Source organism: Streptomyces sp. NPDC044719 (genome assembly GCF_056433405.1).
In genome coordinates, this window is sequence record NZ_JBWKHE010000008.1 from 209636 (window position 1) to 222771 (window position 13136).

Sequence of the window (13136 nt, forward strand, 5' to 3'; positions counted from 1 at the left end):
CCTCTAAAGCTGCTTCTGCGGTACCGCGTCGCCCGCCGGAGCCTCGCCCCGGCCGTAGTGGTGCGTCGTGAACATGTAGAGCAGGCCCGTCCCCAGCACCACGCCGCCGCACAGCAGGACGATCCAGTTCTCCCACCAGGACTTCTCCGGGGTGCGGGCCCAGCAGATGTTGATGATGGCGAGGATGCCGTAGACCAGCGCGGCGATGTTCACCGTGAGGCCCCAGCGGCCCAGGGTGAACTCCCCCGCCGGTTGCCAGCCCTTGAGCCGGGCGCGCAGCGCGGCCAGGACCACCATCTGGAACGAGCCGTAGATGCCGAGGATCGCGAACGAGACGATGTTGGTGAGGGCGTCCTCGGAGAGCAGCGACGCGAAGGCGATGGCCAGCGGCACCGCCGCGGACACGAACAGCGCCCAGCTCGGCACCGCACGGGCGTGGACGAACTGCCGCAGCAGCCGGTGCCCGACGATCATCTCGTCACGGGCGTAGGAGTAGATGAGCCGCCCGGCCGCGGCCTGGAGGCTGATGGTGCAGGACAGGAAGGAGATCAGCACCACGGCCATCACCATCCGCGCCCCGGTCTCGCCCATCGCGTCGAACAGCACGTCCACCACCGGGTCGGCCTGCTCGCCCGAGATGATCGCGTTGAAGTCCGTGACCGACAGCAGCAGCGACATGCAGGTGAACGTGGCCGCCGAGCCGCCGATGTAGATGGTGCGGCGCATCGCGCGGGGGATGACCCGGCCCGGGTGGGCGACCTCCTCGGCGGTGTCGCCGCACGCCTCGAAGCCGTAGTACTGGTAGAGGCCGATGATGCCGGCTGCCAGGAACGCCGGCAGGTAGGAGCCGTCTCCCTCGACGCCGTAGGTGTCGAAGATGACGCCGAGGCCGTAGTGCCGGTGGGTGGCCAGCAGGTAGACGCCGACGACGAGGGCGCCGATGAGCTCGCCGGCGAAACCGATGAGCGCCGCCGTCGACAGTGCCTTGGTGCCCATGTAGTTGATGAGGATGGCGACGACGATGAGCACGGCGGTGCACAGCACGGTGGTGTGCACGGTGGCTCTGAAGCCGAAGAGGATGGCGATGTAGGGGCCGGCGCCGTAGGCGACGGAGGTGATGGTCACCAGCAGCGCCCACATGTACACCCAGCCGGTCATCCATGCCCAGCGCTTGCCCCACAGCCGCCGGGCCCAGGGGTAGACACCGCCCGCGATCGGGTACTGGGCGACGATCTCGCCGAAGATCAGCGCGACGAGGAACTGGCCGCAGCCGGCGACCAGGAACGCCCAGATCATCGGCGGTCCGCCGTCGGCGATCGCGATGCCGAAGAGGGTGTAGGTGCCCACCACCGGGGAGAGGTAGGTGAAGCCGAGGGCGAAGTTGGCCCAGGGGCTCATGTCCTTGCGGAACTCCGAGCCGGGCTCCCCTCCCGGGGTGCCGGCGGCCGGTGCGGGAGGCTGTGCGGCGGTCACTGTCCGGCCCTCCGTTCCGCGGCCGGCGTACGGCCGCCGATCAGGTCTGCGGCGCGTTCTGCGGTGAGCAGTACGGTCACCATGGGGTTGATCGTGGGCATGGTCGGGAAGATCGACGCATCGACGATCCGCACGCCCTCGAAGCCGCGCAGTCTCAACTCGGGGTCGCAGACGGCCAGCGGATCGTCCGGGGCGCCCATGCGGCAGGTGCCCGCGGGGTGGTAGACGGTGTGGGCCACCCGGCGGCCGTACTCCGACAGGTCGGCGTCGGAGACGACGTCCGGTCCTGGCGCGACCTCGCGGACGAGCCAGTCGCGCAGCGGGGCGGTGGCGGCCACCTCGCGGGCGATCTTCAGACCGTCCACGATGGTGCGTTCGTCGTGCCCCTCCGGGTCGGTGAAGTACCGGAAGTCCAGGGCGGGATGCTCGGCGGGGTCGGCGCTGCGCAGCCACATGCGGCCGGTGGACCGGGCACGCGGCACGTTCGGCGTCATGCACACCCCGTGCTGCGGCACGGGGTAGCCCAGGCGTTCGGTGTTGACGGTGAACGGCACCTGGTAGAAGTGGAACATCAGGTCGGGGCGCGGCTGGCCCTTGTCGCGGCGCAGGAACAGTCCGGCGTCGGAGTCCATCGCGGAGTTGGGCGGCAGCGGGCCGTCGGTCTCCCAGACGATCACGGACTCGGGGTGGTCCAGCAGGTTCTCGCCGACGCCGGGCAGGTCGGCCCGTACGTCGATGCCCAGCTTGCGCAGGTCGTCGGCCGGGCCGATGCCGGAGAGCATCAGCAGGCGCGGGGTGTCGACGGCTCCGGCGCACAGCAGGAGTTCGCGCTCGGCGCGCACGGTGGCGGGCTCCCCGTCGGCGCCGCGGACGGCGACCCTGGTCAGCCGTCCCGACTCGTCGGTGAGCAGCCGGTGCGCCCAGGTCTCCAGGAGGAGCGTGAGGCCCGGCCGGTCCATGACCGGGTGCACGTAGGCCACGGAGGCGGAGGAGCGCAGATTGCCCTCCGGCTCGTAGGCCAGCGAGAAGAAGCCGGTGCCGTCGGCGAAGGGTTCGGCGTTGAAGTCGTCGACGACGGGAACGCCGAGGGCGCGGGTGGCCGCGGTGACGAAGTCCTTGGCGATGGGATTGCGGTCGGCCTCGGCCACCGGGACGATCCGGGTGCGCAGCCGGTCCCGGTAGGGGAGGATCGTCGCCGGGTCCCAGCCGGGGCAGCCGCGGGCCACCCAGTCGTCGAGGTCCTGCGGCAGCGGCAGGAAGCTGATCAGCGTGTTGTGGGAGGAGCAGCCGCCGAGCACGCGGGCCCGTGAGTGCAGGATGTGGGAGTTGCCGCGCGGCTGTTCGACCGTTTTGTAGCCGTAGTCGTACTCCGAGTCGAGCAGGTTGATCCAGTTGCGCAGGCGCAGGACGCGCTCGTCGCCGACATCGCTGGGGCCGCCCTCGATGACGCAGACGCGGCAGTCGGGGTCCTCGCTCAGCCGGGCGGCGAGCACGCAGCCGGCGGTGCCGCCGCCGACGATGACGTAGTCGTAGGCGGACTCGGCGCCGTGCGCGGGAATGGGGGCCATGCGGTGCCCTGCTTTCTTTTGTCGTTCGGTGCGCCACGGGCGGGCGGTTGCTGCCGGAGGGTCAGCCCTTGAACCAGCCGGAGGGGGCGGGGGCGAGGTTCTGGTAGATGTGCTTGGCCTCCTGGTACTCGCGCAGCCCGGTCGGGCCGAGTTCGCGTCCGACGCCGGAGCGGCCGAAGCCGCCCCACTCGGCCTGCGGCACATAGGGGTGGAAGTCGTTGATCCAGACGGTGCCGTGCCGCAGCCGCTGGGCGACGCGCTGGGCGCGGCTCGCGTCGGAGGTCCACACGCCGCCCGCCAGGCCGTAGCGGGTGTCGTTGGCGAGTTCCACCGCCTCGTCCTCGGTGCGGAAGCGTTCGACGGTGACCACCGGGCCGAAGACCTCCTCCTGGACGATGCGCATGGACCGGTCGCAGTCGGCGAAGATCGTCGGCAGCAGGAAGAAGCCGCGGCTCAGGGCGGGGTCGTCGGGGCGGGTGCCGCCGGTGACGAGCCGGGCGCCCTCCTCCTTGCCGATGGCGATGTAGCCCTCGACCTTCTCGCGGTGCTCGGCGGAGCTGAGCGGGCCGCTCTCGGTGCCCTCCTCCAGGCCGTTGCCGAGCCGGATCGCCCGGGCGCGGTCGGCGTAGGCCTCGACGAATCTGTCGTGCAGGGAGTCCTGGACGAGCAGGCGCGAACCGGCCGAGCAGACCTGCCCGGAGTGCAGGAAGGCGGCGTCCAGCGCGTAGTCGACGGCAGCGTCGAAGTCGGCGTCAGCGAAGACGATGTTGGGGTTCTTGCCGCCCAGTTCCAGGGCGATGTTCCTCGGCCCCTCGGCGGCGCTGGCCATGATGGACCGTCCGGTGTCGAGGCCGCCGGTGAAGGAGACCAGGTCCACGTCGGGGTGGCTGGTCAGGGCCGCGCCGACGGTCGCCCCGGAGCCCAGCACCAGGTTGGCGACGCCGGGGGGCGCGCCGGCCTCCTCGATGAGCCGGACCATGGCGATCGTGGTGAGGGGTGTGGTCTCGCTGGGTTTGAGGACGAAGGTGTTGCCGGCGGCCAGCGCCGGGGCCACCTTCCAGGAGGCCTGGAGCAGCGGGTAGTTCCAGGGGGCGATGAGCGCGCAGACCCCGATCGGCTGGTAGACGACACGGCTGAGGACGTTCGGGCCGACGTCGACGACCCGGCCGCCGTCCTTGCCGGCGAGTTCGGCGAAGTAGCGGAAGGCGCCCGCCACGTCCTCCACGTCGATGCGGGCCTCGGCCAGTGTCTTGCCCGTGTCGAGGGTCTCGGTGCGGGCGATCTCCTCCTGGTCGCGCAGCAGCAGGTCGTGGACGCGCAGCAGCAGGTCGGCGCGGCGGCGGGAGGGGGCGTTCGCCCAGTCCTCCTCGTCGAAGGCACGCCGGGCGGCCCGTACGGCGCGGTCCACGTCGGCGGCGTCGGCCTCGTCGACGGTGGTGACGACGGAGGCGTCGTAGGGGTTGACCACCTCCCGCCGCCCACCGGCCGCGGCCTGTGTCCACTCGCCGTCGATGTACAGCTCACCCACCGCGGGGCCTCCTTCGCATCCGGCCGGTGCCGATCGGCTCGACGGTCAGCAACATGGCCCATCGGGAGGTCGGCGGCCACCGGGCACACCGCCGCGACGGCGTCCGGGCGGCCCAGAGGACCCGGCTGGGCTAGTCGCCCGGCCCCGCGCCTGCGCGCCCGAGTGTGCCGGGACTAACACCGGGGTCGTGTCCGCCGGAACCCGTGAACCGGTATGGCCCTGTTTGTACAGATAGGCACCTCGACGCGGCTCGTCCGATCGACCCGTCCTGCCCCCGATGCAACCATTCGCCCGCATACGGCAGTTGACGTAGACCCCGCCGTATCATGGCGATTCCGCACCCGAAGCGCACTAGCGTGCGGTGCCGTACCAGGAGGCACCACCATGCGACCCCGACCCCCCGTCAAGGGCCGAGGCATCGTCAGCGGCACAGGACTCATCGTCATGTGCCTCGCGGCGACGCTGGCCGCGCTGGTCTTCTCACTCTGGCCGTACCCCGACCGGGCCGGGACGGCGCCGGACGTGCTGAGCGCGCAGACGTTGCGGACGAGCTACGGCCCGCTGTCCGCCCTCGACCAGGAGTTCCTGATCAAAGCCCGGCTGGCCGGGCTGTGGGAGCCGTCCGCGGGGCGGCAGGCGCGGACAAAGGGGACCACCCCGGCCGTGCGGGCGGCCGGCCGGCATCTCGTCGAGGGGCACCGGTTCCTGGACGAGCGGGTCCGCGGCGCCGCCGCCCAGCTGAACGTCCCCCTGCCGGACACGCCCGACGGCCGGCAGAGGCGGTGGCTGGCCACCCTGGACGAGGCGCGGGGCACGGAGTACGACCGGCAGTTCGCCACCGTGCTGCGGCTGGCGCAGGGCCGGCTGCTCCCGCTCGCCGCCGAGGTCCGCGCGAGCACCCGCAACTCCCTGGTGCGCGACCTCGCCGACAACGCCACCACGACCGTCCTCGACCACATCAAGACCCTGGAGGCGACGGGAGAGGTCGACTACGACGCCGTGGCCCGCGACATGGCCACCGGCACCGGCAGTGCTCCCCCGGCCTCCGCCCCCTCCCACTCGCTCCCGCCGCCCGCCTTCCGCCCACCACCGGGACAGTGAAACGGAACGTCACATACCGACAACACTCCGTTCGAATTGTGTATGAGGCATGGTGTTCTCGGGACCGTGTCACATACAAACAACATATGCTCTGGGTTCTTTTCCTGCTGGCGGCCTGGGCCGTGGCGGGCACGGCGTGCACACGGCTGTGCCTGGCCGCCGTGCGCGCCGCGGCCGGCGGCACGGACACCGGCCAGGTCCATGAACTCACCCTGTACGAGGCCGCGTTCCTCTCCGGCGGGCCCCGGCGGGTCGCCGACGTGACCCTCGTCGCCATGGCGCGTCAGCGGCGCCTGCTGCTGGCCCACACCGGCTGGGCGACCGTCGTCGATCCGCGCGGCCGGGACGCGATGGAGCGGTCGGTGATAGGGGCCATCGGCCCCGAGGGCCAGTCCCGGATCGCCCCGGTGCGGGCCACCGCCGCCACGGCGGACGCGGTGCGCGGGATCGCCGACGGGCTGGTGCGCGCGGGACTCGCGGTGCCCGACAGCGCCCGGACGACGGTCGCGGCGGGGGTCCGGCAGGTGCGCGCGGCGGCGGTCGCCGTGCTCGCTCTCGGTGTCGCCGCGCTGCTGGCGCCCGCCCCGCCGGACATGCCGCGCCATCTGATCGCCCTGTGGTTCGCGCTGCCGCTCACCCTGACCCTGAGCTGCCTCGCCGTCGCGCGCGTCGAGATCCACCCGTACTCGCGCTGGGCCTCCCCGGCGGGTCAGCGGCTGCTCGGCTCGCTGACCCGGAACGCCGACGGCACCGCCGACGACCGTACGTACCTCACGTCCGTGGCCGTGCGCGGGGTCAGCGCGATCGGCGAACCGGATCTGCGCGCCGCCTTCGCGCACCGCGAGGCACCCGGCGGACGGCCCGGGGGCGCACGGGAGCATTGACGGCGACACCGGCGGGCGGTGCTTGCCTTCCTCAATCGCCGCACCAAACATCCCTTTTGTCGCCACTGTGCACCGAAGGGATACGCGATGAGAGCCGCCCTCCTCTACTCGGCAGCGGGGTCCTTGCTGTTGAGCGCCCTGACCGCGGCCCCGGACATCGAGGGCCGGTCCGCCGCGCCCGAGTCGCACGGCACCGCGGTGGCGGCCGCGCGCGCGAAGGCGGCCGGTGTCCGGTTCGGCCCGTGCGCCGACGGGCAGGACCTGCCGGACGGCATGCGGTGCGGCACCGTGACCGTCCCGCTGGACTACGCCCGGCCCGACGGCCGGCAGATCCGACTCGCCGTCAGCCGGACCCGGGCCACGCAGCGGGACCCGAACAACAGCAAGCGCAAGGTCCCCCGGCAGGGTGCCCTGGTCTACAACCCGGGCGGGCCCGGTGCCACCGGCCTGTACTTCCCGGTCGTCGGGCTGCTCCCCGAGTGGAAGCGGATCGCGGCCGCCTACGACCTCGTCGGCTACGCCCCGCGCGGCGTGGGCCGTTCCGCGCCGCTGTCCTGCCAGGCCCCCGAGCAGTTCTTCAAGGCGCCCACCCAGGCGCAGACGTACCCCTCGGCGGCGTTCAAGCGGGAACGCGTCGCGCAGGCGAAGGCGTACGCGCGCGGCTGCGCCGAGCGGGCCGGCAGCGCACTGCGGCACTACCACTCGCTGAACAACGCCCGCGACCTCGACGTGCTGCGCGCCGCGCTCGGCGAGACGCGGCTGACGTTCCTGGGCTCGTCGTACGGCACCTACTTCGGGGCCGTGTACGCGACGCTGTTCCCCTCGCACGTACGGCGGATGGTGTTCGACTCGGTGGTCGATCCCGACCCGGCGGAGATCTGGTACCGCAACAACCTCGCCCAGTCCGCGGCGTTCGAGGGCCGCTGGCGCGACTTCCGGCGGTGGGTCGCCCGGCACCACGGCGTGTACGGGCTGGGCAGGACCGCGCGGGAGGTGCAGCGCGGCTACGCGCGGGCGCACACGCGACTGGCCGCCGAGCCGGCCGGCGGAAAGGTCGGGCCGGGGCAGTTGCAGGAGGCGTTCCTGCAGGCCGGGTACTACGACGACCAGTGGCCGCTCCTCGCGCACGCGCTCTCGGCGTACCTCAGGGGCGATCCCAAGCCGCTGGTCGAGCAGGCGAGCCGGTATCCGGAAGCGGCCGCCGAGGCCGAGAACACCCGCGCGGTGTATCTGGCCGTCGAGTGCAACGACGCCCCCTGGCCGACGGACTGGAGGGTGTGGAACCGGGACAACACCCGGCTCGCGCGGGTGGCGCCCTTCGAGACCTGGGACAACGTGTGGACGAACCTGCCGTGCGCCTACTGGCCAGGGCCGCGGCAGCGGCCGCTCGACGTCGGCACCGCGCCGGGCGAGCTGCCACCGACGCTGATCCTGGCCGCCGAGCGGGACGCGGCCACGCCGTACGACGGGGCCCTGGAACTCCGCCGCAGACTCGCCGGCTCGGTCCTGGTGACGGAGCGGGACGCGGGCGCGCACGGCCTGGCGGGCGGTCCGAACGCCTGCGTGAACGGCTACCTGGAGGCGTACCTGCTGGAGGGCCGGCTGCCGGGGCGGCAGGCGCAGTGCGCACCGCACGCCGAGCCCGAGCCGCGGTCGACGGCCCCGGAGAAGCCCGGGGCCGAGCGACGGCTGCGCTGATCAGGCCAGACCGGCGACCAGTTCGGCGACGTCCTTGCGGCGGCCCGTGAAGAACGGGACTTCCTCGCGGACGTGCATACGGGCCTCGGAGGCGCGCAGGTGACGCATGAGGTCCACGATGCGGTACAGCTCGTCGGCCTCGAAGGCGAGGAGCCACTCGTAGTCGCCGAGGGAGAACGAGGCGACGGTGTTGGCCCGCACGTCCGGGTAGCCGCGGGCCATCTTGCCGTGGTCGGCGAGCATGCGGCGGCGGTCCTCGTCGGGCAGCAAGTACCAGTCGTAGGAGCGCACGAAGGGGTAGACGCTCACATAGTTGCGGGGTGTCTCGTCGGCGAGGAACGCCGGGATGTGCGCGCGGTTGAACTCGGCGGGACGGTGCAGCGCCATGTTCGACCACACCGGTGTGAGCGCCCGGCCCAGCTTCGTGCGGCGGAAGAGGTTGTACGCCTCCTGCAGCGCGTCGCTGGTCTCCGCGTGCCACCAGATCATGAGGTCGGCGTCGGCGCGCAGGCCCGAGACGTCGTAGGTGCCGCGGATCGTCACGTCCTTCGCGGCGAGCTGGTCGAACAGCTCCTGGACCTCGTCGGCGTACCCGGCGCGGTCCTCGGGGAGCACGTCCTTCAGCTTGAAGACGGACCAGAGCGTGTAGCGGATGACCTCGTTGAGGTCCTTGGCCAGCTTGCCCTTGTTCGGGATCCTGCCGGTCTCGGGGGTGGAGGCGTCGTTGCTCATGTCCTCATTCTCCTGCTCCGCCGTGCAGGCTCTGCACCGGGTGGTCGGTGAGCTCCTGCACACCCCGCAGGTCACCGTGGATCTGGTCGACGGCGGCGTACGCGCTCGCGATGCAGGCCGGGATGCCGACGCCGTCGTACGGGGCGCCGCACACGGCGAGCCCGGGCAGTCCGGCGAGGTGCTCGCGGACGCGGGCCACGCGCGCGTGGTGGCCGACCGGGTACTGGGGCAGGCCGTCGTCCCAGCGGGTGACGCGGGTGGCGACGGGTGTGGCGTCCAGGCCGGTCGCCGCCTTCAGATCGCGCCGGGAGACCTCCACGAGCTCGGTGTCGTCGCGGTCGAGGATCTCCGTCTCGCCGTACCGTCCGACGGAGGTGCGCAGGACGAGCAGGTCGGGGTTCTCCCCGGCGATCCAGCCCCATTTCCGCGAGGCGAAGGTGGAGGCCTTGATGGTGCGCCCGTCGACCGGCGGCACCAGGAAGCCGCTGCCCTCGGGCAGGTCCGCCCCGGCGCGGCGGTAGGCGAGGGTGATCAGGGCCATGGAGGCGTACTCGACGGCGCCGAGCTCGGCGGCGGCCCCGGGGCTGTCGGCGCGCACCAGGGTGGCGGCGGCCGGGGCGGGGACGGCGACGACGACCGCGTTCGCGTGCCACACGTGCACACCGGAGACGACGCGCCACCCGCCGTCGGCCGGGGTGCGGCGCAGCTCCGTCACCGGCGTCCCCGTCAGGATCTCGCCCCCGCGGGCCCGGACCGACTCCGCCACCGCGAGGGGCAGGGTGCCCACGCCGCCCTCGAGTCCCATGAACACCGGGCCGGTCTGCTGGGCGGCGGCAGCCTTCGCCTGGATCTCGCGGACCCCCTCCGTCAGGGAGGTGTGGGCGCGCGCGGCCTGGAAGAGCTGAGGGACGGCCGAGCGCATCGAGATGCGGTACGCGTCGCCCGCGTACACGCCGCCCAGCAAGGGCTCCACCAGGCGGTCGACGACCTCGCGGCCCAGGCGCTCCGCCACGTACTCCCCGACCGCCACGTCGTCGCCGACCTCGGTGCGGGGCAGCTCGGCGTCGAGCTCGATGCGGGCCAGGCCCTCGTCGGACAGCAGGCCGGACAGGGCGGCGGCGGTGCCGGGGACGCCCATCACATGTCCCTTGGGCATGGGGCGCAGTGCGCCCCGGGTCCAGATCGAGGCCGTGGCGGTGGCCGGGGGCTGGAGGCGGTCGGTGAGGCCCACCTCGCGCGCGAGCGCCACCGCCTCGGGGCGGCGGGCCAGCATCGACTCGGCGCCGAGGTCCACGCGCACGCCCGCGATCTCGCCGGGCAGCAGCTTGCCGCCGACCCGGTCGGAGGCCTCCAGCACGGTCACCCGCGCCCCGCGCTCCAGCAGCCGGTGCGCGGCGGCCAGGCCCGCGATACCCGCCCCGATGACGATGACGTGCCTCGTGCCCGCACGGGCTTGAACTTCGCGCATGCCTCCAGCCTCTCAGACGCCGCTGACAGTGCCGCCGTGCCTCGGTGTCCCGCACGAGTCCCGACCGTGACCGCATCGGAACCGTCCAGGACCAAACGTCCGGAGCCGCCCGGGCGTCGAAGAAGCGTCAGCCGAATCGAACCCCGGGGGGAAGCCCACATGCGCACACGACGACCCGCACGCCACACCGCCCCGCCCCTGGCCGCCGTCCTGCTGGCCGCGGCCCTCGCGCTCACCGGATGCAGCGGCGCGGGCGAGGACTCCGCCGGCAGCAGCGCCGACCGCGGAGTCGCCGCCCCGCAGGCCGACGACAAGGCGGGCGGCACGTCCGGCGCGAAGGAGGCCGCGCCCGGCGCCGCCGGAAGCGGAGCCCGGGCGACCGCGCCGCCGAAGCTCACCGCGAACCACATAATCCGCACGGCCTCGCTGACCGTCCAGGTCAAGGACGTCCCCAAGGCGCTGGAGGAGGCCCGCACCGGCGCCGAGAACGCGGGCGGCTACGTCGGCAACGAGACCACCACCCGGGACGGGGCGGGCCACGAGCGGACCCGGGTCGTGCTGCGCGTGCCCGTCGAGAAGTACGACGAGGTCCTCGCCGAGCTGGAGGGCACCGGCAAACTCCTCGACCGCAGTGCCAAGGCCGAGGACGTCACCGACCAGGTCGTGGACGTGGAGAGCCGGATCAAGTCGCAGCGCGCGAGCGTGGCCCGGATCCGCGAGCTGATGGATCAGGCGACCAAGCTCAGTGACGTGGTGACCCTGGAGGGCGAGCTGAGCACACGGCAGGCCGACCTGGAGGCGCTGCTCGCCCGCCAGACGTCCCTGAAGGACCGCACGAGCCTGGCCCCCATCACCCTCTCGCTGACCGAGACCCCGGTGAAGAAGAAGGAGGCGAAGGACGACGACCCGGGCTTCGTGGACGCGCTCGCGGGCGGCTGGAACGCGTTCGTGACGATGCTGCGCTGGCTCGCGGTAGCTCTCGGCGCGGTCCTGCCGTTCGCCGCGGTGGCGGCCCTGATCACGCTGCTGTGGCTGCGCGTGGTGCGCCCCCGCCTGCCGCGCCGCCCACGGCCCGCGTCGCCCGCGATGAGCGCGCTGGGCCCGCTGCCGACGGCCCGCCCGGCACCTGAAGCACCCTCGGGCAAGCCCGGCGAGCAGGACTGAAATCCCCTGCTCCCGTAGCGTGTTCGCATGAGCATGAACCGTACGCGGGGTACACGGGAGCGACTGGTCGTGATCGGCGGCGACGCCGCGGGGATGTCCGCGGCGTCGCAGGCGCGCCGTCTGAACAAGCCCGACGAGCTGGAGATCGTGGCGTTCGAACGCGGCCATTTCACGTCGTACTCGGCGTGCGGCATCCCCTACTGGGTGGGCGGCGACGTCCCGGACCGGGACCGGCTCATCGCCCGTACCCCCGAGGAACACCGCGCGCGGGACATCGATCTGCGGCTGCGCACCGAGGTCACCGACCTCGACCCCGACGGGCAGCGGGTACGCGCGCGTGACGTCGACTCCGGCGCCGAGTCGTGGACGTCGTACGACAAGCTCGTGATCGCGACCGGCGCCCGGCCGATCCGGCCGGACCTGCCCGGGGTCGACGCGCCCGGGGTGCACGGGGTGCAGACGCTGGACGACGGGCAGGCGCTGCTCGACACGCTGGCACGCACGCGTGGCCGTCGAGCGGTGGTCGTGGGGGCCGGCTACATCGGCGTGGAGATGGCCGAGGCGCTCATCAACCGCGACTACGAGGTGACGGTCGTCAACCGCGGCAGCGAGCCCATGTCGACCCTCGACCCCGACATGGGCCGCCTGGTGCACGAGGCCATGGAGGGCCTGGGCATCACGATGGTGAACGACACCGAGGTCACCGAGATCCTGACGGGCGACGACGGCCGGGTACGCGCGGTGGCCACGAAGGACCGCGACTTCCCGGCGGACGTCGTCGTGCTCGGCATCGGCGTGCGCCCCGAGACGACGCTCGCGAAGGCGGCCGGCCTCCCGCTCGGCACGCACCACGGTCTGCTCACCGACCGCTCGATGCGGGTGCGCGGGTACGAGAACATCTGGGCCGGCGGCGACTGCGTCGAGGTCCTCGACCTGGTCTCCGGCCAGCAACGGCACATCCCGCTCGGCACCCACGCCAACAAGCACGGCCAGGTCATCGGCACCAACGCCGGCGGCGGCTACGCCACGTTCCCCGGCGTGGTCGGCACGGCGGTCAGCAAGGTCTGCGACCTGGAGATCGCGCGCACGGGACTGCGCGAGAAGGACGCCCACCGCGTGGGCCTGCGCTTCGAGGCGGTCACCATCGAGTCGACGAGCCGCGCCGGTTACTACCCGAACTCCTCCCCCATGACGGTCAAGATGCTCGCCGAACACCGCACGGGCCGCCTCCTCGGCGTGCAGATCGTGGGCAGGGAGGGCGCGGGCAAGCGCGTCGACATCGCGGCGGTCGCCCTCACCGCGGGCATGACGGCGGAACAGATGACGACCCTGGACCTCGGCTACGCCCCACCGTTCTCCCCCGTCTGGGACCCGGTCCTGGTAGCGGCCCGCAAGGCGGCGGCGAAGGTCCGCGAGACTTCATAGCGGCGGCGGGGCCATGCCCTTTTTTCAGGGGCGCGGGGAACTGCGCGAACAGCCACGAAGGCGCCGCACCCGGCCGCGCACCCGCACCCCCACGG

At 72.7% G+C, this 13136-nt stretch carries 10 protein-coding genes; 5 read left to right on the plus strand and 5 right to left on the minus strand.

Going from position 1 to position 13136, the window contains the following annotated elements:
* Positions 1-3: 3 nt before the first annotated feature.
* The 3 genes from AC07DF_RS30470 to AC07DF_RS30480 all read right to left on the minus strand — a co-directional run bounded on the left by AC07DF_RS30470 (position 4) and on the right by AC07DF_RS30480 (position 4569).
* Positions 4-1473 carry an APC family permease gene (locus AC07DF_RS30470; RefSeq protein ID WP_478978444.1) on the minus strand — a complete coding sequence of 490 codons (1470 nt, stop codon included), beginning with the start codon at positions 1471-1473 and terminating at the stop codon, positions 4-6.
* On the minus strand, positions 1470-3041 hold the full coding sequence (locus AC07DF_RS30475; RefSeq protein ID WP_478978447.1) for a GMC family oxidoreductase: 1572 nt from the start codon (positions 3039-3041) through the stop codon (positions 1470-1472). The genes AC07DF_RS30470 and AC07DF_RS30475 overlap by 4 nt, the downstream gene beginning before the upstream one ends.
* A 61-nt stretch (positions 3042-3102) precedes the next feature.
* Positions 3103-4569, minus strand: a complete 1467-nt coding sequence (locus AC07DF_RS30480) for an aldehyde dehydrogenase family protein (RefSeq protein ID WP_478978450.1) — start codon at positions 4567-4569, stop codon at positions 3103-3105.
* Positions 4570-4953: 384 nt separating this feature from the next.
* Between AC07DF_RS30480 and AC07DF_RS30485 the strand changes: the two genes are divergently transcribed.
* The 3 genes from AC07DF_RS30485 to AC07DF_RS30495 all read left to right on the plus strand — a co-directional run bounded on the left by AC07DF_RS30485 (position 4954) and on the right by AC07DF_RS30495 (position 8252).
* Positions 4954-5670, plus strand: coding sequence for a DUF4142 domain-containing protein (locus tag AC07DF_RS30485; protein WP_478978453.1), 717 nt, complete (start codon positions 4954-4956; stop codon positions 5668-5670).
* Positions 5671-5756: 86 nt separating this feature from the next.
* On the plus strand, positions 5757-6554 hold the full coding sequence (locus AC07DF_RS30490) for a TIGR04222 domain-containing membrane protein (protein ID WP_478978456.1): 798 nt from the start codon (positions 5757-5759) through the stop codon (positions 6552-6554).
* Positions 6555-6641: 87 nt separating this feature from the next.
* The gene (locus AC07DF_RS30495; RefSeq protein WP_478978459.1) at positions 6642-8252 is read left to right on the plus strand and encodes an alpha/beta hydrolase; all 1611 of its coding nucleotides are present in this window, start codon (positions 6642-6644) and stop codon (positions 8250-8252) included.
* Here AC07DF_RS30495 and hemQ read toward each other — a convergent pair whose 3' ends face one another.
* Positions 8253-8984: a hydrogen peroxide-dependent heme synthase gene (hemQ, locus tag AC07DF_RS30500; RefSeq protein ID WP_184589318.1), complete on the minus strand. Its 732-nt coding sequence runs from the start codon at positions 8982-8984 to the stop codon at positions 8253-8255. It lies immediately after the preceding gene.
* A gap of 4 nt (positions 8985-8988) precedes the next feature.
* The gene (gene hemG, locus AC07DF_RS30505) at positions 8989-10452 is read right to left on the minus strand and encodes a protoporphyrinogen oxidase (RefSeq protein WP_478978463.1); all 1464 of its coding nucleotides are present in this window, start codon (positions 10450-10452) and stop codon (positions 8989-8991) included.
* Positions 10453-10611: 159 nt separating this feature from the next.
* Between hemG and AC07DF_RS30510 the strand changes: the two genes are divergently transcribed.
* Together AC07DF_RS30510 and AC07DF_RS30515 are read left to right on the plus strand one after the other, a co-directional pair.
* Positions 10612-11616 carry a DUF4349 domain-containing protein gene (locus tag AC07DF_RS30510; protein WP_478978466.1) on the plus strand — a complete coding sequence of 335 codons (1005 nt, stop codon included), beginning with the start codon at positions 10612-10614 and terminating at the stop codon, positions 11614-11616.
* A 27-nt stretch (positions 11617-11643) separates the two neighbouring features.
* Positions 11644-13041, plus strand: coding sequence for an FAD-dependent oxidoreductase (locus tag AC07DF_RS30515; protein WP_478978469.1), 1398 nt, complete (start codon positions 11644-11646; stop codon positions 13039-13041).
* Positions 13042-13136 lie beyond the last annotated feature (95 nt).

Excerpts from the sequence above, each read along its gene's own strand:
- AC07DF_RS30495 (WP_478978459.1), top strand. The coding sequence starts at position 6,642 with ATGAGAGCCGCCCTCCTCTACTCGGCAGCGGGGTCCTTGCTGTTGAGC.
- hemG (WP_478978463.1), bottom strand. The coding sequence starts at position 10,452 with ATGCGCGAAGTTCAAGCCCGTGCGGGCACGAGGCACGTCATCGTCATC.
- AC07DF_RS30515 (WP_478978469.1), top strand. The coding sequence starts at position 11,644 with ATGAGCATGAACCGTACGCGGGGTACACGGGAGCGACTGGTCGTGATC.
- AC07DF_RS30510 (WP_478978466.1), top strand. The coding sequence starts at position 10,612 with ATGCGCACACGACGACCCGCACGCCACACCGCCCCGCCCCTGGCCGCC.
- AC07DF_RS30485 (WP_478978453.1), top strand. The coding sequence starts at position 4,954 with ATGCGACCCCGACCCCCCGTCAAGGGCCGAGGCATCGTCAGCGGCACA.
- AC07DF_RS30490 (WP_478978456.1), top strand. The coding sequence starts at position 5,757 with ATGCTCTGGGTTCTTTTCCTGCTGGCGGCCTGGGCCGTGGCGGGCACG.
- hemQ (WP_184589318.1), bottom strand. The coding sequence starts at position 8,984 with ATGAGCAACGACGCCTCCACCCCCGAGACCGGCAGGATCCCGAACAAG.
- AC07DF_RS30475 (WP_478978447.1), bottom strand. The coding sequence starts at position 3,041 with ATGGCCCCCATTCCCGCGCACGGCGCCGAGTCCGCCTACGACTACGTC.